The 25,072-nt window shown below is 69.4% G+C and carries 1 protein-coding gene (only partly in view); it reads right to left on the bottom strand.

Annotation, left to right across the window (positions count from 1 at the left end; all coding sequences use genetic code 11):
* Positions 1–25,072: the 3' portion of a non-ribosomal peptide synthase/polyketide synthase gene (locus ACFW6D_RS12525; RefSeq protein WP_379327585.1), read on the bottom strand. Its footprint extends 19,511 nt past the window's final position; 25,072 of the gene's 44,583 nt are visible here — the last part of the coding sequence; the start codon falls outside the window, past its right edge — the gene reads right to left on this strand; its stop codon occupies positions 1–3.

Below are 25,072 nucleotides of genomic sequence, written 5' to 3' on the forward strand. Positions count from 1 at the left end.
TCACTCCGCGATGATCACCGTCACCTCGCTGTCGGCCGCCTCGGTCTGATCACCCGCGACCACGAACCAGTGGGTGACCTCACCGTCGGCCAGGTCGTCTTCGACCGAACCGTCGGGCAGTACCGACAGCGCGCCTGCGGTGGACGAGACCAGGAATTCCCCGATGGCGGCCGGGCCGGAGGCGTGGGTGGTGTAGGTGGTGCATTCGTAGTCGATGCCGTGTTCGTCGCGGAGGGTTTCGGCGAGGGTGATCGCGGCGCTCTGGGTGAGCGTCGAGATGGTTTCGCCTGCGATCTGGACGAAGGCGGGGTGGTCTTCGGACAGGGGGCGGACTCGGTCGGCGTAGGAGACGGGGTGGGCCGCCGCGGCGGCGATCTCGTCTTCGACGTCGGCCAGGACCAGCCAGTGGCCTGCCACGCCTGCGGTCGGCGTGGCACTGATGCCGAAAGCGGCTCCGGCGGCGGCGATTTCGACGCCGGAGAGTTCGCCGGCGAACAGCACCGCGGCGCCTGCCTTGTGCACAGCCCAGGCGGCTAGAACCGAATCCACGCCGCGGGGCAGCGCGATCGCGACCACGTCGCCGGGGCCCGCACCGCGCGCGATGAGCACTCGGGCGAGCTGCGAGGACTTGCGATCCAGTGCGCTGTAGGCGATTTCGCTGTCACCACGCAGCAGCGCGGGTGCCTGCGGATCGGCTTCGACGACCTCGGCGAGCACCTTGGCCACCGTCTGCGTGCCGACACCCGATGTCACGGGGGCCGAAACAGCGGCTGTCACACCGGAATCGGCGAGCAGCTTGGCTCGTTCGCTCGCGTCGAGGATGTCGATGTCGCCGACCAGGCCGGTCGGGTTGTCGAGCAGCTCGTCGAGCACACGCAGCAGACGCTGCGACAGCGTGCGAACCTCGTCGGCGGTGAAGGTGCTGGTCAGGTACTTCATCGTGATCTCGATGGTCGACTCGGCCATCACCACCAGCGTGAGCGGGTAGTGGGTGGCGTCGTCGAGGCCCACACCGGTGACCTGCATGCCGTCGATCGAGCTCGCCGCGGTGACGGCGTCCTTGTCCATCGGATAGGACTCGAACACCACCAGCGTGTCGAACTGCGCGCCCGTGCCCGCCACCCGCTGAATGTCGGACAGCCCGACGAAGTGGTGGCTGAGCAGTTCGGCCTGCTCGGACTGCACCCGTTGGGTCAGCTTCTCCGCGGTCATCCGGTCGTCGATCTTGATGCGCACGGGCAGGGTGTTGATGAACAGGCCGACCATGGACTCGACGCCGGGCAGTTCCGCCGGGCGACCGGAGACGGTCGCGCCGAACACCACGTCGTCACGCCCGGTGAGGCGGCCGACAACGATGCCCCACGCGGTCTGCAGCAGCGTGTTCACGGTGACCCCGAGCTCACCGGCGAACTTGCCGAGCGCCCTGGTGCGGTCGCTGTCGATCTCGACGATGATCTTGTCGAGTTCGTAGCGCTCTTCCGTGCGCGGCGCGGGCGAGAGCTGGGTCGCGCCCTCGACCCCGGCGAGCGCGTCGGCCCAAACCTGCAGTGACACTTCGCGATCCCACCCGGACAGGAAGGAAAGGAAGTTGCGGTAGGAGGCAACGCGCGGCAGCGCCGTGAGGTCACCGTGCACCGCGTAGAGAACCAGCAGGTCGCGCATGAGCAGCGGCATCGACCAGCCGTCGACCAGGATGTGGTGGACGGTGATCGCCAGGTGCGCCTTACCCTCACCGGTCGTGTAGAGACCGAAGCGGATCAGCGGCGCGGTGGCCATGTCGAACTGGTCGGCGCGGTCGGCGAGCAGCAATTGCTGCATGCGCGGTATCCGCTCGCCTTCGGGCAGGTCGGTGAGGTCGACCTCGCGCCACGGCACCTCGAGTTCGGACAGCACCACCTGCACCGGCTGGCCGGCGGAATCGGTGACGAACGCGGTCCGCAGGTTCGGGTACCGGTCGAGCACGGCCTGGGCCGCGCCGCGCAAGCGTTCGGTGTCGAGGGTGCCGGTCAGGTCGAGCACGGCCTGCACGGTGTAGACGTCGACGGTCGCCGAGCTGATCATGGCGTGGAACATCAGGCCCGCCTGCAGCGGCGAGAGCGGCCACAGCTCCGACAGCGCGGGGTATTCGCGCTCCCACAGCTCGATATCGGACTGGCCGACGCGCACGAGCGGCATGTCGGACGGGGTGAAACCACCCGCGTCGGCCCGTTGCGCGTGCGTGGCCAGCGCGGTGAGCGCGGCTACGAACAGGTCGGCGAACTCCTGCGCCTGGTCGGCGCTGAGCAGGCCCTTCGGGAAGGCGATGTTCGCGCCGAGCTGCGGGCCCTCGTCGCCGTCATTGACGATGGCGTTGATGTCGAGGGTCGCGTTGGCGGGCATGTCGAGGTCCATCTCGGCGTCGAGCTGACCGAGATCGGCCACCGGCACCCAACCGAGTTCGGCGAGTTCGGCCGGAATCTCACCGGCGGTGGCGCGGCCGAGGTAGTTGAAGCTGATCTGGCCCACACTCGGCAGGTCGGCACCGTCGAGGTACTTCAGCATGCCGTAGCCGATGCCCTTGTCGGGCACCGCGAGCATCTGTTCCTTGACCGACTTGATGACATCGGCGAGCACGGCGCCACCGGCGAACGCGTCGCCGAGATCGGCGCCCGCCAGATCGAGACGGACAGGGAAGGCGGTGGTGAACCAGCCGACGGTGCGCGACAGATCCGCACCGGCGACGATCTCTTCCTGGCGCCCGTGACCTTCCAGCTTGATCAGCGCGGCAGTCCCGGATTCGTCACCGCGCCAACGGGATACGGCCAGCGCGAGTGCGGTGAGCAGGCCGTCGTTGACGCCGCCGTGGTAGAGGCCGGGGATCGCGGTGAGGACCGCGTCGGTGACCTCGGGCGACAGCGTGACCTGCACGCGGTCGACGGTGGCGAAGGTGTCGATCAACGGGTCGAACGCGCGCTTGCCCAGCTGCGGATCGGCAGTGGTCGCGACCTCGCGCCAGAACGGCAGTTCCGCGCGGCGCTCGGCCGACTGCTCGACCAGGCTGTGCGCCCAGCGACGCATCGACGTGCCGTTGACCGGCAGCGCGACCTTCTGACCTGCGAGGATCTGCCCCCAAGCCATGCCGAGGTCCGGGATCAGGATGCGCCAGGAGACACCGTCGATCACGAAGTGGTGGCCGACGATGAGCAGGGCATCACGGCGGCGCGGCCCGTCAGCGTTGTTACCGAAGGCGAACCAGACGAACTGCACCATGGCGGCGTTCGCGGGATCGAGACGGCCCATGGCCTCGTCGTATTCGACGCTGGCGAGCTTGGACAGCTGGTCGTCGGCGATGTCACCGGCGACCTCGACTCGGCGTACGAGCGTGGTCACGTCGACCTCACCCGGCGCCAGAGCCTCGAAGACCCAACCGTTCTCGGCATCCTTCGCGACCCGTGAACGCAGCACGTCGTGGTGGTCGAAGACGGCGCCGATGGTGGCGTGCAGGACCTCGGCGGTGATGTTCTCGGGCAGGCGGAGCACCATCGACTGGGAGAACCGGTCGTAGGTGGAACCGCTCGCCAGGATCTGGCGCATGATCGGCAGCATCGGGATATCGCCGACACCGCCGCCCGGCAGTTCCTCCAGCACGATCTGTTCGGCCTCGCCCGCGAGGACGGCGATCTCGGCAAGCCCTGCCACGCTGCGCTTTTCGAACACATCGCGCGGCTTGAAGAGCACGCCGCGATCCTTGGCCCGAGAGACCAGCTGGATGGACAGGATCGAGTCGCCACCGAGGGCGAAGAACGAATCGTCGAGGCCGACGGCGTCGACACCGAGTACCTCGGCGAAGACGGCGGCGATGATCGCCTCGACTTCGCTTGTCGGCGTACGGAACTCGCGCGGGGCGAGCACCGGCTCGGGCAGTGCGCGGCGGTCCAGCTTGCCCGCGGGGGTCAGCGGGATCTCATCGAGGACCATCACCGCGGCCGGGACCATGTGCGCGGGCAGATGTTGCGCCGCGTACTCGACCAGGGCAGCCGGGTCGACATCGCCGCGCACGTAGGACACCAGGATGGTGGCGCCCGCGTCGGTCTTGCGGCCGATGGTGGCGGCGAACTCGACGTTGTCGTGCGCGGTGAGGACCGCGTCGATCTCGCCGAGTTCGATGCGGAAACCGCGGATCTTCACCTGGAAGTCGTTGCGGCCCACGTATTCCACGACAGGCTTGCCGTTCACCGTGCGCCAGGCGACGACGTCACCGGTGCGGTACAGCCGCTCGCCCGCGACGTACGGGCTGGCCACGAAACGCTCGGCGGTGAGGCCGTGGCGCGCGTGGTAGCCGCGGGCCAGCGGGACGCCGCCCAGGTACAGCTCACCGGCCACACCCTCGGGGACCGGCCGCAGACGGTTGTCGAGCACGTACACGGTCGCGCCCGCGATCGGGCCACCGATGTTCATGGTGTCGCCCGGCAGCAGTGGATCGGACAGGTTCGTCGCGATGGTCGCCTCGGTCGGACCGTAGGCGTTGTAGAACCGGTGGTGCGCCGGGTGGGTGCCCGCGCTGTGCCAGTTCGCGACCAGGTCGACGGGGGCCTTGTCGCCACCGACGATCAGCGCTTCGAGTCCGGCCAGCGCCGCGGGTTCCATCGACGCCGCGACCAGCGGGGTGAGGAACACGTGGGTGAGCTGCTGGCTCTGAATGATGTCGGCCAGTTCCTCGCCGCCGACCACGCCGACCGGCGTGATGACGAGGGTGCCCGCCGAGCCGACGGCCAGCAGGAACTCGAGGATCGAGGCGTCGAACGATGGGGAGGCGAAGGCCAGGGTGCGGGTGCTGGAGTCGAGTTCGAACTGCGCGACCTGGGCGGCGGCGAAGTTGGGCACACCGGCGTGCGTGACGACGACGCCCTTGGGCAGGCCCGTCGAACCCGAGGTGTAGATCATGTAGGCCGTGTTCCCGGGCAGGATCTCGCCACGGCGGTCGAACTCGGTCATCGGGACATCGGGCCGCGCGGCGATCTCGGCCTGGGTGGCCGCGTCGTCGAGGACCAGCCAGTCACCCAGTGCGGGAGTAGGCAGGTGATCGACCTCGGCCGACACCGTAATGCCCAGTGCCGCACCGGAGTCCGACATCATGTGCGCGATGCGCTCGGCCGGGTACTTCGGGTCCACCGGCAGGAAGGCCGCGCCGGTCTTGATCACAGCCCAGATGGCGAGGGTGGTCTCCAGCGAGCGCTGCATGGCGATGGCGACAACCGTCTCCGGCGCCGCGCCGCGCGCGACGAGCACCCGCGCCAAGCGCGAGGATGCGGCGTCGAGTTCGGCATAGGTCAGCGACCGGCCGGCTCCCGACTCGGCGCCGGGCGCGATGATTGCCGCACCGGTCGGGTTGGTCGCCACGGCCTGTGCGAGCAGCTCGGGTAGGGTACTCACCGAAGCGGCGGGACCGCCTGTGCGAGTGAGCAGTTCGTCGCGTTCGGTGCTGTCGAGCAGTTCGAGGTCGCCGACCGGGGTGGTGGTGTCGGCGACGACCTCGGCGAGCAGACGCTGGAAGCGCTGCGCGAACTTCTCCACCGTCGACTGATCGAACAGCGCACTGGCGTAGGAGAACTCGGCGTAGGCGCCTGCTTCCTCGCCCGCTGCCGCTTCACGCACGGTGAGCAGCAGGTCGAACTTGGCGGTGTCGACGTCGAAGTCGACGGCCGAAACCGACAGACCCGGCAGTTCGAAGCTGGCGTCGGGCAGGTTCTCGAACGACAGCGCCACCTGGAACAGCGGGTGCCGTGCGGTCGAGCGCTCGGGGTTGAGCAGTTCCACCAGGCGCTCGAACGGGATGTCGGCGTGGGCGAAGGCGGCCAGGTCGGCTTCCTTGGCCTGGGTCAGCAGCTCCGCGAAGCTCAGCTGCCCACCCACCTGTGTGCGCAGGGCGAGGGTGTTGACGAACATGCCGATCACGTCGTCGAGTTCGGCCTCGCCACGACCCGCGATCGGGGTGCCGATGACGATGTCGGAAGTGCCCGACATGCGCGCCAGGAATACCGCCAGCGCGGTGTGCACGACCATGAACAGCGTCGCGTTCTGCTCGCGAGCGATGGCGGACAGTCCGGCGTGGATGTCGCCGCCGATCGGGAACAGCACCCGGCCACCGGCGAAGGACTGTGTGCTCGGACGCGGCCGGTCGAGGGGCAGGTTCAGCTCGTCGGGGACACCGGCCAGTGCGCGCTTCCAGTAGTCGGCCTGCTGGGCGACGAGGCTGGTCTCGTCGGTTTCGGAGCCGAGCACCTCGCGCTGCCAGACGCTGAAGTCGGCGTACTGCACCGGCATCGGCGCCCAGCCCGGGGCAACGCCAGCCGCACGGGCGGCGTAGGCGATGATCACGTCGCGGGTCAGCGGGCCCATGGACCAGCCGTCGGCGCTGATGTGGTGGGCGACGAACACGAGGATGAATTCCTCGTCGGCTACCTGAAGCAGCTTGGCGCGCAAGGGAACTTCGCTGAGCACGTCGAAGCCGGTGGAGATGACTTCGGCGATCTTGTCGCGAACCTGTTCGGCCGTAACGGTTTCCGGCGTCAGGTCGGGGACATTGCCCTCGACCGGCAGGATCACCTGGTGCGGTGTGCCATTGGCCGACGGGTACACCGTGCGCAGGGTTTCGTGGCGTGCGAGCACGTCGGCGACGGCCAGTTGCAGCGCCTCGACATCCAGCGCGCCCGACAGGCGGACGGCAACGGGGATGTTGTTCACCGAGGATTCGGTGTCGAACTGGTTCAGGAACCACATGCGCTGCTGCGCGAGCGAGAGCGGCACCTGCTCCGGGCGCGGTCCGGCGACCAGCGCGCGGCGCCCACCGGCACCCGCACCCTGCTCGACCTTCACCGCGAGTCCGGCCACCGTCGACGCCTCGAACAGCAGGCGCACGGGCACCCTGCTGTCGAGGGCGGCGCCGAGGCGGGCCGCGACCTGGGTGGCCAGCAGCGAGTTACCGCCGAGGGCGAAGAAGTCGTCGTCGGCACCGACACGTTCGGCACCGAGGACGTCGGCGAACACGCCTGCCACGATCTCCTCGATCGGGGTCGACGGTGCACGGAACGTCTGTGCCTCGAACTCCGGCTCCGGCAACGCCTTGCGGTCGAGCTTGCCGTTGACGTTCAGCGGCAGCGCGTCCATGACGACGAACGCGGCGGGCACCATGTAGGACGGCAGTCCGGCCGAGAGTGTCGACTTCACGTGTGCCACATCGACATCCGTGCCGACGAGATAGGCCACCAGACGGTCACCGGTGCGCGGGTCGGACTTGGCGATGACCGCGGCCTGGGCGATCTCGGGCAGCGCGAGCAGCGCGGCTTCGATCTCGCCGAGCTCGATGCGGAAGCCGCGGATCTTCACCTGGAAGTCGGTGCGGCCCCGGTAGTCGAGTTCACCGTTATGCCAGGCCACCAGGTCACCGGTGCGGTACATGCGAGCACCGTCAGCGAAGGGGTTGGCGACGAAACGGTCGGCGGTGAGGTCGGCACGACCGAAATAGCCGCGGGCCAGCTGGGCGCCGGCCAGGTACAGCTCACCGGCGACACCGTCGGGCACCGGGCGCAGGCGCTCGTCGAGCACGTAGACCTGGCTGTTCCACTCGGGCGAACCGATGGAAACCGAGCCCTGATCGGCGGCGTTGACGCGGTGCGAGGTGATCGAGACCGCGGCCTCGGTCGGTCCGTACAGGTTGAACAGCTCGGTGCGACTGAACTCGGCGCGGAAGCGCTGGGCCAGCGAGCCCGGCAGCGCCTCACCGATAGCCAGGACCCGCCACAGCGAATCCGGCATCCCGGAAGCCAGCAGTGCGTCGAGCATCGACGGCACCACATGCAGCGTGGTGACCCATTCGCGAGCCATCAGCTCGTTGAGGTAGGCCGGGTCGCGATGGCCGTCGGGCGAGGCGATCACCAGGCGACCACCTGCGACCGCGGCCGACCAGAATTCCCAGACCGAGAGGTCGAAGGTCGCGGCGGTCTTGAGCAATACCGCGTCGGCGGCGTCCATACCGAACTCGATCAGCTTCCACTGCAGCTGATTGGCGATCGCGCCGTGCGGGACGGCGACACCCTTCGGGCGGCCGGTGGAGCCGGACGTGAAGATCACATACGCGGTGTTCTCCGGACGCAACGATTCGGTGCGCTCGATGTCGTAAACCGGTGCGGCACTGAATGATTCCAAGTCCAGCTCGTCGATACGCACCACAGGGGCTGCATCAGTGGTGAACTCGGCATCGGTCAGCACGCAGACCGGTGCTGCTGTCTCGAGGATGTAGTCGGTGCGCTCGGCCGCTTGATCGGGATCGACCGGCACATACGCGCCACCGGACTTGGCGACCGCGTACATCGCGACGACCAGGTCCACCGAGCGGCGCATCGCCAGCGCGACCCGCGACTCCGGACCCACACCCAACGAGATCAGGTGCCGCGCAAGACGGTTCACCCTCGCATCGAGTTCGGCGTAGGTCAGCTGGGCACCGTCGTCGGTGACCAGCGCGGTCGCTTTCGGATCGGCGGCAACGGTCGCGTCGAGCAGCGAGACCAGGGTGGCCTCGGTATCGACCGGGTAGGTGGTGGCGTTGCGGGCGTCGAGGATCTGGGTGCGTTCGACCGGTGCCAGCAGCTCGATGTCGCCGACCGCGGTGCGCGGGGTGGCGACGATCGCGCCGAGCAGGCGGACGAACCGCTCCACGAAACCTTCGACCGTGGCGTGGTCGAACAGGTCGGTGGCGTAGGTGAACAGACCCGAAATGCCTTCGGGCTCACCGGCATCGCTGTAGCGGTCGGTGGCGATCAGGTGCAGGTCGAACTGCGACAGCTTGGAGTCGATGTCGAGTCCTGACACCGTCAGACCGGGCAGTTCCAGGGTGGCGCGGCTGAGGTTCTGGAACGACAGACCGACCTGGAACAGCGGGTGGCGCGCGGTGGAGCGGACCGGGTTGAGCACCTCGACCAGGCGCTCGAACGGCACGTCGGCGTTGGCGAACGCCGCGATGTCGTCTTCGCGCTGGCGGGCCAGCAGCTCGGTGAACGCTTCGCCGCCGTCGACCTTGGTCCGGAAGACCAGGGTGTTGACGAACATGCCGATCATGTCGTCGAGGGCCGCTTCGCCACGACCGGCCATCGGGGTGCCGATGGCGATGTCGTCGGTGCCCGACAGGCGGGCCAGCAGCACCGCGAGGGCGGTGTGCACGACCATGAACAGCGTCGCACCCTCGGAACGGGCCAGTTCGACCAGCGCGCGGTGGGTGTCGGCGTCGATCTGCAGGTCGACCTTGCTACCCGCGAAGGTCTGCACCGCGGGGCGCGGACGGTCGGCGGGCAGGTCGAGCTGATCGGGCAGGTCGGCGAGGGCCTGCTTCCAGTGCGCGACCTGCTTGGCCGCCATGGAGTCGGCGTCGTCCTCGCTGCCGAGGAGGTCGCGCTGCCAGATGCTGTAGTCGGCGTACTGGACTGCCAGCGGCGCCCAACCGGGCTCGGAGCCCATCGAGCGGGCGGCGTAGGCGGTCATCAGGTCGCGGGTCAGCGGGGCGACCGAGGAACCGTCACCGGAGATGTGGTGGATGACCAGGGCAAGGACGAACTCGTCGGTGTTCTCGACACGGAAGAGGGCAACCTTCAGTGGCACCTCGGTGGTGACGTCGAACATCGTCGACATCAGTTCCGCGACAGCCGATTCCATCTCGTCGGCGGCGACCGTGCGCTCGAGCAGTTCCGGCGCGGCCTGCGCGGGCGACAGGATCACCTGTGCCGCACCGACAGTGCCTTCTGCCCCCTGACCCACCCCGAGCTGCGGGTAGATGGTGCGCAGGATCTCGTGGCGGGCCACCAGGTCGGTGACCGCCGCACGCAACGCGTTCACGTCGAGCTCGCCGGTGAGACGCACCGCGACCGGCACGTTGTAGGCGGCGGACTGGGTGTCGAAGCGGTTGAGGAACCACATCCGCTGCTGCGCGAGCGACAGCGGGATGAACTCGGGACGCGGGCCCGCCTTCAGTGCCTTGCGGTCACCGGTTTCGGCATGCTGCTCGACCCGATGGGCCAGGGCAGCGACCGTGGACGCCTCGAACAGCAAGCGCACGGGGATGCGCGTGTCCAGGGCCTCGCCGAGACGCGCCGCGACCTGCGTGGCCAGCAGCGAGTTACCGCCCCACGCGAAGAAGTCGTCGTCGAGGCCGAACTGCTTGTCGGCGTCGAGGCGGAGGACCTCGGCGAAGGTGGCGGCGACGAGCTGTTCGCTCGGGCTCACCGGCGCGCGGAACACGGCCTTCTCGACCTCGGGCTCCGGGAGCGCCTTGCGGTCGAGCTTGCCGTTGGCGTTGAGCGGCAGGGCGTCGAGCTGCAGGAACACGGTGGGGACCATGTAGGAGGGCAGTTCGGCGGCGAGCGCTGTGCGCAGGGCGAGCTTGTCGAGCTCGGCGGTGGCGCGAGTCTGCGCGGCAACGGCGGCATCCGCAGATGCGGCGTCCACGGCAGCGTCGTCGGCTGCAACGTCATCGGCGGCGACAGCGGCATCGGCCGAGTTGGCAGCAGCAGTGCCGTCAGCGACAGCAGCGGCATCCGCAACGACGTAGGCGACGAGGCGATCGCCGACGACGGGGTCGGTGTGGGCAAGCACGGCAGCCGACGTGATGCCCGGCTGACGCAGCAGCGCGGCTTCGATCTCGCCGAGTTCGATGCGGAAGCCACGGATCTTCACCTGGAAGTCGGTGCGGCCCCGGTAGTCGAGTTCGCCGTCGGCGTTCCAGGCGACGAGGTCACCGGTGCGGTACATGCGTTCGCCGGTCACCGAGAACGGGTCGGCGACGAAGCGGTCGGCGGTGAGATCGGCGCGACCGTAGTAGCCGCGGGCCAGCTGGGCGCCGGCCAGGTACAGCTCGCCGGAGACGCCGACCGGGACCGGGCGCAGGCGCGAATCCAGCACGTACACACGGCTGTTCCACTCCGGCGCACCGATCGAGACCGACACCGTGTCCGCGTCGGTGACCGCGTGGCTGGTGATCGAGACCGCGGCCTCGGTCGGGCCGTACAGGTTGAACAGTGCGGCAGTGTTGGCCGTGCGGAAACGCTGCGCGGTCGCGGCGGGCAATGCCTCACCGATGGCGAGGACGCGGCGCAGCGTGCGCGGCAGTGCGGCACCGGCTTCGGTGAGCAACGCGTCGAGCATCGACGGCACCACGTGCAGCGTGGTGACGGCGGTGGCCCGCATCAGGTCGTTGAGGTAGGCCGGGTCGCGGTGGCCGTCGGCGGTGGCGACCACCAGGCGGGCGCCCGCGACGGCGGCGGTCCAGAACTCCCAGACCGAGAGGTCGAAGGTGGCGGCGGTCTTCAGCAGCACCGCATCGTCGGCACCGATGCCGAATTCGGCCGTCTCCCACAGCAACTGGTTGACGATCGCGCCGTGCGAGACCGCGACCCCCTTGGGCTTGCCGGTCGAGCCGGACGTGAAGATCACGTACGCGGTGTTCGCCGGGACCAGCGCCACACCGGTGATCGCGGCATCGCTGACATCGCTCAGATCGAGCTCGTCGAGCACGACCACTTCGGCTGCCGCCGTGCTGAATTCGGCGTTCGCCGTCGTCAGTACAACAGCCGGGGCGGCGGTTTCCAGGATGTAATCGGTGCGCTCGGCGGGCTGATCCGGGTCGATCGGCACATACGCCGCACCCGTGCGGGCCACCGCGTACATCGCGATGATCAGTTCGGCCGAGCGGCGCATCGCCAGCGCCACCCGATCCTCGGAGCTGACACCGAGCGAGATCAGGTGCCTGGCGAGGCGGTTCACTTCCGCGTCCAACTCGGCATAGGTCAGCTCGATACGACCGGCAGTTTCGACAGCTGTCGCGCTGCCACCGTCGTCTGCGACCGCAACGCCCGCGGCGAAGGTATCGCCCGCAGCGTCCGAGTTGTCGATGGCCGAGGCGACCGTCTCCGTTGCGAGGCCCACTGGGGTGCGGCCCTGCGCATCGTCCACGACCAGCGCTATGGCGTCGGGGGTGGCCGCCACGGTGGCATCCAGCAGCGAGACCAGGGTGGCGTCGGCGGCGACCGCGTGCGCGGTGTCGTTCCACGCCGTGACGATCTGCGCGGATTCCGGCGTGGTGAGCAGGTCGATGTCGCCGACCGGGATGGTGGCGTCGGCGGCGACCGCGTCGAGCAGCAGCACGAAGCGGTCGGCGAAGCTCTGGACCGTCGACTCGTCGAAAAGATCGATGGCGTAACCGAATTCGGTGACCAGCTGGGCGGGTGCGCCGTCGTCGGTGTAGCGGTCGTAGAGGGTGACGTGCAGGTCGGTCTTGGCCAGCTGGGAGTCGTAGTCGACGGCGCTGACGGTCAGGCCGGGCAGTTCGAAGGTGGTGTCGGCCAGGTTCTGGAACGACAGGCCCACCTGGAACAGCGGATTGCGCGCGGTGGAGCGGACCGGGTTGAGTACCTCGACGAGGCGCTCGAACGGCACGTCGGCGTTGGCGAAGGCTTCCAGGTCGCGGTTGCGCACGTCGGCGAGCAGTTCGGCGAAGGAGGCGCCGGGGTCGACGGCGGTGCGGAACACCAGGGTGTTGACGAACATGCCGATCAGGTCGTCGAGTTCGCGCTCACCACGGCCCGCGATCGGGGTGCCGACCGCGATGTCGTCGGTGCCGGACAGGCGTGCGAGCAGCACGGCCAGCGCGGCGTGCACGACCATGAACAGCGAGGCGTTGTTCGCCCTGGCCAGTTCGTGCAGGGCCGCGTGGCGGACCGGGTCGATCTCGAAGCGGATGGCCTGACCCTGGAACGACTGCGCGGGCGGGCGCGGCCGGTCGGTGGGCAGTTCGAGCTGGTCGGGCAGACCCGCGAGAGCTTCGGTCCAGTAGGCGACCTGCTTGGCGGCGAGGGATTCGGTATCGATCTCGTCGCCGAGGACCTCGCGCTGCCACAGCGCATAGTCGGCGTACTGCACGGGCAGCGGCGCCCACTGCGGCGCCTCGCCCTGCACGCGGGCCACGTAGGCGGCCATGATGTCGCGGGCGAGGGGGCCCATCGACGATCCGTCGGCCGAGACGTGGTGCACGGTGAACGCGAGCACGTGGTCGGTCTCGGACAGTTCGAACAGCGCGACCTTGAGCGGCACTTCCTGGGTGACGTCGAAGGTTGTCATCGCGAATTCGATGACAGTGCTGAGCAATTCGGCCTCGGTGACCGCGATGTGGTGCACCTGCGCGCGGCTCTGCGAGACGGGCAGGATCACCTGGTGCGGGCCGTCGGGCGAACCCGGGTAGGTGGTGCGCAGCATCTCGTGGCGGGTGAACACATCGCCGATCGCCTGTTCGAGCGCGGGCACGTCGAGATCGCCGGTGAGCCGGACCGCGAGGGGGATGTTGTCCACCGCGGAGGTGGAGGTGTCGAACTGGTTGAGGAACCAGTAGCGCTGCTGGGCCGGCGAGAGCGGGATGACGGCGGGCCGCTCCCCCGCGGTCAGGCGCGGACGGGCCCGGCCGGAGCCCGCGTTGCGCTCGGCGCGGGCGGCCAGTGCCGAGACCGTCGAGGCCTCGAACAGGTCGCGGACCGAGAGCTGGGTGTCCAGGGCAGCGCCGATACGGGCGGTGACCTGGGTGGCCAGCAGCGAGTTGCCGCCGAGTTCGAAGAAGTCGTCGTCGGCGCCGACGCGGGTCACGCCGAGCACGTCGCCGAAGGTGCCCGCCACGATCTCTTCGATCGGGGTGGACGCCGCGCGGAAGACCTTGGCTTCGAACACCGGCGCGGGCAGCGCCTTGCGGTCGAGCTTGCCGGAAGCGTTGAGCGGGAAGGCCTCCAGGATCACGAAGGCGGCGGGGACCATGTAGGTCGGCAGCGCGCCACCGAGCTCGGTGCGCACGGCGTCGAGGTCGATGCTGGTACCGGCGGCCGGGATCAGGTAGCCGACCAGCTGGTCGCCGAGGCGCTCGTCGGAGCGGACGACCACGACCGACTGAGCGATCGACGGCAGCGCGGTGAGCGCGGACTCGATCTCGCCGAGTTCGATGCGCAGACCGCGCAGCTTCACCTGGAAGTCGGTGCGGCCCAAGTACTCCAGTTCGCCGTACGCGTGCTCGGAGGTCTCGCCGACCGCCTTCCATGCGACGAGGTCGCCGGTGCGGTACATGCGGGCGCCGTCGGTGCCGAACGGGTCGGCGACGAAACGGTCGGCGGTGAGGTCGGGGCGGTTGACGTAGCCGCGCGCCAGCTGGACACCTGCCAGGTACAGCTCGCCGGGGACACCGACGGGCACGGGGTGCAGGCGCGAATCCAGCACGTACACCTGGGTATTGAAGACCGGCGCACCGATCGGCACCGAGGTGATGTCGGCGTCGACGACCTCGTGGAAGGTGACGTCGACGGCGGCTTCGGTCGGGCCGTAGAGGTTGTGCAGCGATGCGCCGGTCAGTGCGCGCATCCGCTGTGCGGTCGGCGCGGGCAGCGCCTCACCGGAAGCGAACACCAACCGCAAGGTCGACGCCTTCGCGGCGTTCGACGCGCCTGCGGTCTTCGCTCCCGCGACCACGAAATCGGCATCCGTGCCGTCGGCGGGTGCGGTCGCGGTGTCGGCCGAAGCGACCGCTGCCCGGTCGGCGAGTTCGGCGACGAACACCGACATCATCGACGGCACGAAGTGCGCGGTGGTGACACCCTCGGTGGCGATGATCTCGGCGAGGTAGGCCGGATCGCGATGGCCGTCGGGTTTGGCGACGACGAGGCGAGCGCCGATCTGCAAGGGCCAGAAGAACTCCCACACCGACACGTCGAACGTGGCGGGTGTCTTCTGCAGAACCACGTCGGCCTCGGTCAGACCGTAAGCCTCCTGCATCCACACCAGACGGTTGACGATCGCACCGTGGCTGACCGCCACACCCTTCGGACGACCCGTCGAACCCGACGTGAAGATCACGTACGCGGTGTTCTCCGGACGCACCGGGGCGATCCGCTCGGCATCGGTGACCGGGTCGGCCGAGTAGCCGGACAGGTCGAGGCTCTCGATGTTCAGCGCGGTGGTCGAACCGGCGTCGAATTCGTCACGGGCGGTGGTCAATACGCAGACCGGCGCTGCGGTTTCGAGGACGTAGTGGGTGCGCTCGGCCGGGTGGTCGGGGTCGAGCGGCACGTAAGCACCACCGGCCACACTCACCGCGTACATGCCGATCACCAGGTCGAGCGAGCGGCGCATGCCGAGCGCGACCATGGTGTCCGGGCCGACGCCCTGGGCGATGAGGTGGCGGGCGAGGCGGTTCACCTGTGCGGAGAACTCGCGGTAGGACAGACTCGTCCCCTCGAAAGTGAGGGCGGTCGCGTTCGGGCTGGTCGCGGCCTGTGCCTCGAACATCGACACCAGCGTGGCAGCCTGGTCGACCGGATGCTCGGTGGCGTTCCAGTCGGTGACCACCTGGCGGTATTCGGCCGGTGCCAGCAGGTCGACTTCGCCGATCGCGCGGGTGGGCTTGGCGACGACCGCGGTAAGCATCCGCACCAGTCGCTGCGCCAAGGCAGCGACGGTGTCGGCGTCGAACATGTCTGTCGCGTAGGCGAATTCGGCCGACATGCCGTCGGCGGAACCGTCGGCACGGTGGCGGTCGGTCAGGTTCAGGTGCAGGTCGAACTTGGCGGTGACCACGTCCAGCGGCACGCCCGCGACCTCGAGGCCGGGCAGTTCGAAGGATGCCTCACCGGTGTTCTGGAACGACAGCATCACCTGGAACAGCGGGTGGCGTGCCTGCGAACGGGCCGGGTTCAGGATCTCGACGAGCCGCTCGAACGGCAGGTCGGCGTGGCCGAAGGCGGCCAGGTCGTTCTCCCTGGTCTGAGCAAGGAGGTCGGCGAACGGCTGGGCCGGGTCGACGGTGCTGCGCAGGACCAGGGTGTTGACGAACATGCCGATGGCGTCGTCGAGCACCGCTTCACCACGGCCCGCGACGGCGGTGCCGATGGCGATGTCGTCGCTGCCCGACAGGCGGGCCAGCAGTGCGGCGAATGCGGCGTGCACGACCATGAACAGGCTGGCGCCGTGTTCGCGGGCGAGCGCGTTGAGGCTCGCCGCCAGGGTCGGGTCGATCGAGAACTCGTGCACGCCACCGCGATTGGACGCCACGGCGGGACGGGCGCGATCGGCGGGCAGGTCGAGCTGGTCGGGCAGCCCGGCCAGATTCTGCGACCAGTACGCCACCTGCTGGGCGATCATCGACGCCGAATCCGCTTCGGAGCCAAGGGTTTCGCGCTGCCACAGGGCGAAGTCGGCGTACTGCACGGGCAGCGGCGCCCAGCCGGGTGCCTCACCACGCGAGCGGGCGGCGTAGGCGATCATCACGTCGCGGGCCAGCGGGCGCACCGACCAGCCGTCACCGGAGATGTGGTGCACGACGAAGACCAGCACGTGGGTGTCGGGGTGCGAGCCGTCCATCGAGCCCGCGATGCGCAGCAGTTCGGCGCGCACCGGGACCTCGGCGGTCACGTCGAATCCGGCGAGCACGAGTTCGCTGATCCGATCGCGAATCTCGTCCTCGCCCACGGTGATCGGGTTCAGCGAGATCGGCAGCTGGCCCACGGGCAGCACAATCTGCACGCCCTGGCCGTCGGCGGTTTCCGGGTAGACGGTGCGCAGCACCTCGTGCCGGTCCACCACGTCGACCACGGCCTGACGCAGGGCGTCGATGTCGAGGTCGCCGGTCAGGCGGACCGCGAGGGGGATGTTGTTGACGCCGGTCGCGCTGTCGAAGCGGTTGAGGAACCACATGCGCTGCTGGGCGAGCGAGAGCGGGATCTGCTCCGGACGCGCACCGGCGACGAGCTCGCGACGGCTGCCGCTGCCCGCGTGGGTTTCCACCTTGGCGGCCAGTGCGGCCACCGACGGCGCCTCGAACAGCACGCGCACGGGGACGCGGGTGTCGAGGGCGGCACCGAGGCGAGCGACCACCTGGGTGGCGATGAGCGAGTTGCCGCCCAGGTCGAAGAAGTCGTCGTCGAGGCCGACCGCGCTGTCGCCGGTCAGGCCGAGGACCTCGGCGAAGGTGGTTGCGACGATCTCCTCGATCGGGGTGCGCGGCGCACGGAACTCACGCGCCTCGAACACCGGATCGGGCAGGGCACGACGGTCGAGCTTGCCGTTGACGCTGAGCGGCATCTCGTCGATGACGACGAACGCGGCCGGGACCATGTAGGACGGCAGCTGTGCGGCGAGCTGCGCACGCAGAGTGTCGATCTCGACGGTCTCACCGGCGGCGGGGACGACGTAGCCGACGAGCTGGTCGCCGGTGCGCGCATCCGAACGCACGACCACCACGGCCTGCGCGACGGTGTTCTGCGCGGTGAGCGCGGCTTCGATCTCGCCGAGCTCGATGCGCAGACCACGCAGCTTGACCTGGAAGTCGGTGCGGCCGAGGTAGGTGATCACGCCGGACTCGTCGCGGCGGACGAGGTCACCGGTGCGGTACATGCGGGCGCCCGCGGTGCCGTCGCCGGAGTCGGTGTGCGAACCCTCGGCGGAACCGGCGCGCGAACCCGCGATGCTCTGGGCGGTGCTGCCAGTGGCGAACGGGTCGGCGACGAAGCGGTCGGCGGTCAGGTCGGGGCGGCCGAAGTAGCCGCGGGCCAGCTGGGCACCCGCGAGGTACAGCTCACCGGCGACACCGGCGGGGACCGGGTGCAGGCGCGAGTCCAGGACGTAGGCCTGCGAGTTCCAGACCGGCGAGCCGATCGGGACGGCGCCGTCGACCTGGTCGGAGACCGGGCCGTGCGTGGCGTGCACGGTGAACTCGGTGGGTCCGTACAGGTTGAACAGGGCCGCGTCGCTCACCTTGCGGAAGGCGACGACGGTGTCGGCGGTGAAAGCCTCACCGGCGATCAGCAGGGCACGCAGCGAGGACAGAGCTCCGCCCTCGACAGCGGTTTCATCGATGCTGCCTGCGAAAACGGTGAGCATCGACGGCACGAAAGAGGTCATCGTGACCCGTTGCGCGGCAATGACATCCGCGAGGTACTGCGGGTCACGGTGACCGTCGGGGCTCGCCACGACGATCCGGCCGCCGGTGCTCAGCGGGCCGAACAGTTCCCACACCGATACGTCGAAGGTGGCGGGAGTCTTGAACAGCACCACATCGTCGGCGCCGATGCCGTATTCGCCGGTGATCCAGCGGATCTGGTTGACCACGGCCGAGTGCGGTACGGCCACACCCTTGGGGCGACCGGTCGAGCCGGAGGTGAAGATGACATAGGCCGGGTGCTGCGGGAGCAGCGGGGCGATCCGCTCGGCGTCGGTGACCGGGGTCGCCGGGTACGCCGCGAGGTCGAGTGTGTCGATGACGAGCGTCAGCGGATCGCCCGCCGGTACACGGTTGATCGACGAGCCCGAAACATCCCCGGTCTCGGGGACCGGGTTCGCAGCCGGGCTGGTCGCGTCGGCCGAACCGGCCGCGGCAGCGTCTGTGGCGGCCCGCGATCCGGCGGCATTATCAGCCGCGCCGCCATCGAGTCCGAATCCGTCACGGGTTGTGGTGAGGACGGCGACCGGGGCGGCCGTTTCGAGCACGTAGGCGATGCGGTCGGCGGGCTGGTCGAGGTCGAGCGGCACGTAGCCACCGCCCGCTTCCTGCACCGCGTAGGCGGCCACGACCAGGTCGATGCTGCGGCGCAGGCCGAGCGCGACCAGGGTCTCCGGGCCGACACCGGCTTCGATCAGGCGATGCGCCAAACGGTGTACCCGCGCAGCGAATTCGGCGTAGGTAAGGGTTTCGCCGGTGGCGGGGTCGACCATCGCGACCGCGTCGGGCGTGGCCACGGCCTGGCGGGCGAACTCGTCCACCAGCGTGCCCGCACCGGGCAGCTCGCGTGCGGTGTCGTTCCAACCGTGCACGGCCAGTGCGGTTTCGGCGGAATCCAGCAGCGCGATGTCGCCGACAGCACGGTTCGGGGTCGCCGCGATCTCGGTGAGCAGGCGGGCGAAGCGGGCGCCGAAGCGATCCATCGTCGCCGGGTCGAACAGGTCCGTCGCGTAGATCAGCTCGGCGACGATGCCGGACGCGTCGCCCGGCTTCTCGGTGAGCACGACCTGCAGGTCGAACTTGGCCACGTCGATCGGCAGATCCACGCCGCTGACGGTCAGGCCGGGCAGTTCCAGGCTGGTCTGGGCGGTGTTCTGGAAGGCCAGCATGACCTGGAACAGCGGGTGACGCGCCTGCGAGCGGGCGGGGTTGATGATCTCGACGAGGCGCTCGAAGGGCAGGTCGGCGTGGCCGAAGGCGGCGATGTCGCTCGCGCGGACCTCGCCGAGCAGGTCGGTGAAGCTGGCGTCGCCGTCGACCTCGGTGCGCAGCACCAGGGTGTTGACGAACATGCCGATCAGATCGTCGAGGGCACGCTCGCCACGGCCCGCGATGGGGGTGCCGATGGCGATGTCGTTCTCGCCGGACAGGCGCGAGAGCAGCAGCGCGAGGGCCGCGTGGGTGACCATGAACAGCGTCGCGCCGCGGGTGCGGGCCAGGTCTGCCAGTGCCGCATGGGTTTTCGCATCGATCTCGAAGGTGTGGGTGGCGCCGCGTCCGCTGGCGACCGCGGGGCGCGGTCGGTCGGCGGGCAGGTCGAGCTGCTCGGGCAGGCCGCGCAGGGTCGAGCCCCAGTACGAGATCTGCTGGGCGATCACCGATTTCGCATCGTCCTCGTCGCCGAGTACCGAACGCTGCCACAGGGCGAAGTCGGCGTACTGGACGTCGAGGGGTCGCCAAGCCGGTTCGGCGCCTTCGACGCGGGCGCTGTAGGCGGTCATCACGTCGCGAGTGAGCGGGCCCATGGAGAAGCCGTCGGCCGAGATGTGGTGCACGACAAGGGCGAGCACGTGTTCGGTGGGGCTGATCTCGAACAGGGCGGCGCGGAACGGCACCTCGGTGGTGACGTCGAACGCGGTGAGTACCAGTTCCGAAAGGCGTTGCGGCAGTTCGGCGGCGGTGGTCTCGATCGGCGCGAGGTCGGGGATGACCTTGCCGGTCGGGACGATCACCTGGTAGCCGGCGCCCGCGACCTCCGGGTAGTAGCTGCGCAGGGATTCGTGCCGGGCGAGCACGTCGGCCACGGCCACCTGCAGTGCCTGGCGGTCGAGCAGGCCCGAGAGACGAACGGCGGCGGGGATGTTGTCCACCGCGGACTCGGGGTCGAAGCGGTTCAGGAACCACATGCGCTGCTGCGCCAGCGACAGCGGCACCCGCTCGGGGCGCTGCTGCGGCACCAGCGGTGCGCGGCGTTCGGCACCGGAGTGCGTCTCGGCGCGGGCCGCCAGCGCGGCGACGGTGGAAGCTTCGAACAGCTCACGCACGCCGATATCGGAGTCAAGGGCGGCCGACAGACGGGCGGCGACCTGGGTCGCGGTCAGCGAGTTGCCGCCGAGGGCGAAGAAGTCGTCGTCGAGACCGACCCGGTCAAGGCCGAGCACACCGGCGAAGGTGGCGGCGACGATCTCCTCGACCGGGGTGGTCGGGGCGCGGAACACCGCGGCCTCGAACACCGGCGCGGGCAGCGCCTTGCGGTCGAGCTTGCCGGAGGCGTTGAGCGGGAACTCGTCGAGGACGATGATCACCGCGGGCACCATGTAGGCGGGCAGGTTGTTGCCCAGTTCCTCGCGGGCGTCCTCGATGTCGACGGTGCGGCCGGTCGCGGGGATGACGTAGGCCACCAGCTGGTCGCCGGTGTGCTGATCGCCGCGCACGACGACCACCGACTGCGCGACCTCATCGAGGCCGGTCAGGGCCGATTCGATCTCGCCGAGTTCGATGCGCAGACCACGCAGCTTCACCTGGAAGTCGGTGCGGCCCAGGTATTCCAGCTCGCCGTGTTCGGTCCACGCGACGAGGTCACCGGTGCGGTACATGCGTTCGCCGTCTTCACCGAACGGGCTGGCGACGAAGCGGTCCGCAGTCAGGTCAGGTCGTGCGACGTAACCGCGCGCCAGCTGATCACCGGCGAGGTAGAGCTCACCCGCGACGCCGACCGGGACGGGGCGCAGGCGCGCGTCGAGGACGTAGACCTGGGTGTTGAAGACCGGCGCGCCGATCGGCACGGTGTCGGTATCGGTGTCGACGACCTCGTGGAAGGTGACGTCGACCGCGGCCTCGGTGGGGCCGTACAGGTTGTGCAGCGCCGCACCGGTGAGTTCGCGCAAGCGGTGGGCAGGCTTGGGCGGCAGCGCTTCACCGGACGCGAACACCATCCGCAGCGAATCGCACTGCGCGGCAGCGGTATCGGCGACGAACACCGCGAGCATCGACGGCACGAAGTGCGTGACGGTGACGCCCTCGGCGCGGATGATCTCCGCGAGGTACGCCGGATCGCGATGGCCGTCGGGCTTGGCGACGACCAGCTTCGCGCCGATCTGCAAGGGCCAGAAGAACTCCCACACCGATACGTCGAACGTGGCGGGTGTCTTCTGCAGCACCACATCGGCCTCGGTCAGACCGTAGGCCTCCTGCATCCACACCAGACGGTTGACGATCGCACCATGACTGACGGCCACACCCTTCGGACGACCCGTCGAACCCGACGTGAAGATCACGTAGGCGGTGTTCTCCGGACGCAGCGGCGCGATGCGCTCGGCATCGGTGACCTGGGTGTCGGTGTAGCCGTCGAGGTCGAGCAGGTCGATGCGGACCTGTGCGGTGTCGATCTCCAGGTCGGTGCCCGAGGTGAGCACGCACACCGGATCCGCTGTCGCCAGAATGTATTCCGTGCGCTCGGCCGGGTGATCGGGGTCGAGCGGCACGTAGGCGCCACCGGCCACGCTCACGGCGTACATGCCGACGACCAGGTCGAGCGAGCGGCGCATACCCAGTGCCACATAGGTTTCCGGGCCGACGCCGCGGTCGATCAGCCAGCGCGACAGGCGGTAGACCCGCTGCGCGAACTCAGCGTAAGTGAGACTCGTGCCTTCGAAGGACAGGGCGGTGGCCTGCGGTGTGCGGGCAACCTGGGCCTCGAACATCGAGACGAGGGTGGCCTGCTGGTCGACCTCGTGCGCGGTCGAGTTCCACTCGCGCACAACCAGTTCGCGTTCGGCGGCGTCGAGCAGTTCGATATCACCAACGGCCACAGTCGGTTCCGTGGTGATCGCGGTGAGCACCCGGATCAGGCGTTCGGCGATGCGGTGCACGGTGGCGGCGTCGAAGAGGTCGCTCAGATAGCCGGCGCGGATGCGCAGCTGGGTGTCGAGCTGGGCGATCAGCGACAGCGGGTAGTGGGTGGCGTCGGCGGCGTCGAGTCCGACAACAGCCATGCCGTCGATGTCGGCGGCCTGGGCCTTGATGCCGTCGGCGTCGACCGGGTAGGACTCGAAGACCACCAGCGAGTCGAACAGGCCACCGATGCCGGCGGCGGACTGGATCTCGGCGAGGCCGATGTAGTGGTGGTCGAGGAGGTCGGCCTGCTCGCCCTGGGTGCGGGTGAGCACGTCGCGCACCGATTCGGCGGCGTCGAAACGCACGCGCACCGGGACGGTGTTGATGAACAGGCCGACCATGGATTCCACGCCCGAGAGCTGCGCGGGACGGCCGGAGACGGTGGTGCCGAAGAGCACGTCGTCGCGTCCGGTCATCCGGCCGAGCACGATCGACCAGGCGACCTGCAGGACGGTGTTCGGGGTGACGCCGAGGTCGGCGGCCAGCGCCACAAGCCGCGCCGTGGTGGGCTCGTCGAGGTCGAACAGGTACTCGTCGGACAACGCGGCGATCTCGCGGCTCGCGTCGGGGCGGGCCAGCATGGTCGGCTCGGTGACGCCACGCAGGGCATCGGACCAGGCTTCGACCGAGACCGAATGATCCTGGCGGGCAACCCATTCCAGGAAGTGCCGGTAGGAGCGGACGGCGGGCAGCGCGCTCGCGTCGCCGTGCAGGGCGTAGAGGGCGAGCAGGTCGCGCATGACCAGCGGCGTGGACCAGCCGTCGAGGAGGATGTGGTGGTTGGACACCACGAAGCGCCATTCGTGCTCGGCGACCTGGATCAGGGTGAAGCGGATCAGCGGCGGGTTCGCCAGGTCGAAGCGAGCGGTGCGGTCGGCTTCGACGAGGTCGGCGTATTCGCCGGTCTCGATGCGGTCGTGTTCGGTCCAGGCCACGCGGGTGGTGTCGAGGACGACCTGGACGGCATTGCCGTCGTGGTCGGTGACGAACGCGGTGCGCAGGGTCTCGTGGCGGTCCAGCAGAGCCTGGGCTGCCGCGCGCAGACGGGTGGCGTCGACGCGACCGGTGAGCGTGAGGACCGCCTGGGCGGTGTAGACGTCGACCGAGGTGGCGGCCAGGCGCGCGTGGAAGAACAGGCCTGCCTGCAGGGCTGCGAGGGGCCATACCTGGGTGAGTTCGGGGTAGCGGGTTTCCCAGGTGTCGATGTCGTGCTGGGTGGCGCGCACGAGGGCGAAGTCGGACGGTGTGTGGCCGCCCGCGTCGGCCGAGTTGGCGTGCCGAGCAACAGCTTCCAGTGCGGTGATCCACAGGTCGGCGAATTCGCGGACCTCAGCCTCGGCGAGCAGGGTGCTCGGGTAGCCGATATTGGCGCTGAGCTTGTCGCCGACGACGATCGCGTTCACGTCGAGGGGTGCCATGGCGGGCATGTCGGCGTCGTAGGCGCCACCGAGGGCGGCCAGCTCGGGTGCGGGGATCCAGCCGAAGCCGCGCAGGGCGTCGGGGACGTCGCTGTCGGCGACGCGGCCGAGGTAGTTGAAGCTGATCTGGCCGGGGAGCTGCGTGGGCAGTTCGGCGGCGGTCTCGGCGTTCATGTACCGCAGCAGGCCGTAGCCGATGCCCTTGTCGGGCACCGAAAGTAGCTGTTCCTTGACCGCCTTGACGGCCTGGCCCAGTGCGGGTCCACCGGCGAGAGCGGCGTCGATGTCGATACCGGCCAGGTCGAGGCGAACCGGGAAGATGGCGGTGAACCAGCCGACGGTGCGGGACAGGTCGGCGCCGGGCGCGACCTCTTCCTCGCGGCCGTGGCCTTCGAGGCGCACGAGCAGGGCGTCGTTGTCCGTCCGCGCTCCAGCGGCCGCACGGCGACCGTTCGACGCGGCGCTGTCGCCATTGTTCGATGTACCGGTCGAGCCGGTGCGGGTGGAGCGCCACTTCGCCGCCGCGAGGGCCAGCGCGGTGAGCAGGCCGTCGTTGACGCCACCGTGGAACAGGGCGGGGACGGTGGTGAGCAGTGCCTTGGTGACCTCGGCGGACACCTCGACCGGCAGCTTCTCGATCACGCCGGAGACGTCGACCGCGGGGTCCATCGGCCGCTCGGTGAGCAGCGGATCCGGGGTGGCGACGACCTCGCGCCAGAAGTCGAGTTCGGCGGCGCGCTCGGTGCTGCACGCCTCGTCGGCCAAGGCGTGCGCCCAGGCGCGCATGGAGGTGGCGGGGGCGCCGAGTTCAGGCTGCTGGCCCGAGGAGAGCTGGCCCCACGCGGAGACGAAGTCGGGCACGAGGATGCGCCAGGAGACACCGTCGACCACGAGGTGGTGGGCGACGACGATCAGGCGGCCTGCGCGAGAGGACGCGACATCCGGTTCCAGCCAGACGAAGCGCACGACGACGCCGGTGGCCGGATCGAGGCGGTCGAGGCTGGCATCCAGTGCGGCCGAGGCGATTTCGACGAGTTCCGCGTCGGAGACGTTCGGGTCGAAGCTCGTGTGGTCGATCAGCTCGGTGGCGTCGACGGTGCCCGTCGGGGCGGTGGTGACGACCCAGCGGGCGTCGACCTGGTGCAGGCGCGAGCGCAGCATGTCGTGGCGGTCGATGACCGCGCCGACGGTGGCGGCGATGCCGGCGCGGTCGATGCCGACCGGCAGTTCCAGTGCCATGGTCTGGTTGAACCGGTTGTACGAGCCGGCGCGCTCCGCCATGAACCGCACGACCGGGGTCAGCGGCATCTCGCCGACGCCACCACCCGGCAGCTCGGCGAGGGTGATCGCGGAAGCTGCTGCGACATCGGCGGTTTCGGCGACCGAGGCCAGCCCGGCGACGGTGCGCTGTTCGAAGACATTGCGCGGGGAGAACAGCACGCCGCGTGCCTTGGCGCGGGAGACGAGCTGGATGGAGACGATCGAGTCGCCG

It is taken from the genome of Nocardia sp. NPDC058705 (genome assembly GCF_042749305.1).
In the GTDB taxonomy this organism is placed as follows: domain Bacteria; phylum Actinomycetota; class Actinomycetes; order Mycobacteriales; family Mycobacteriaceae; genus Nocardia.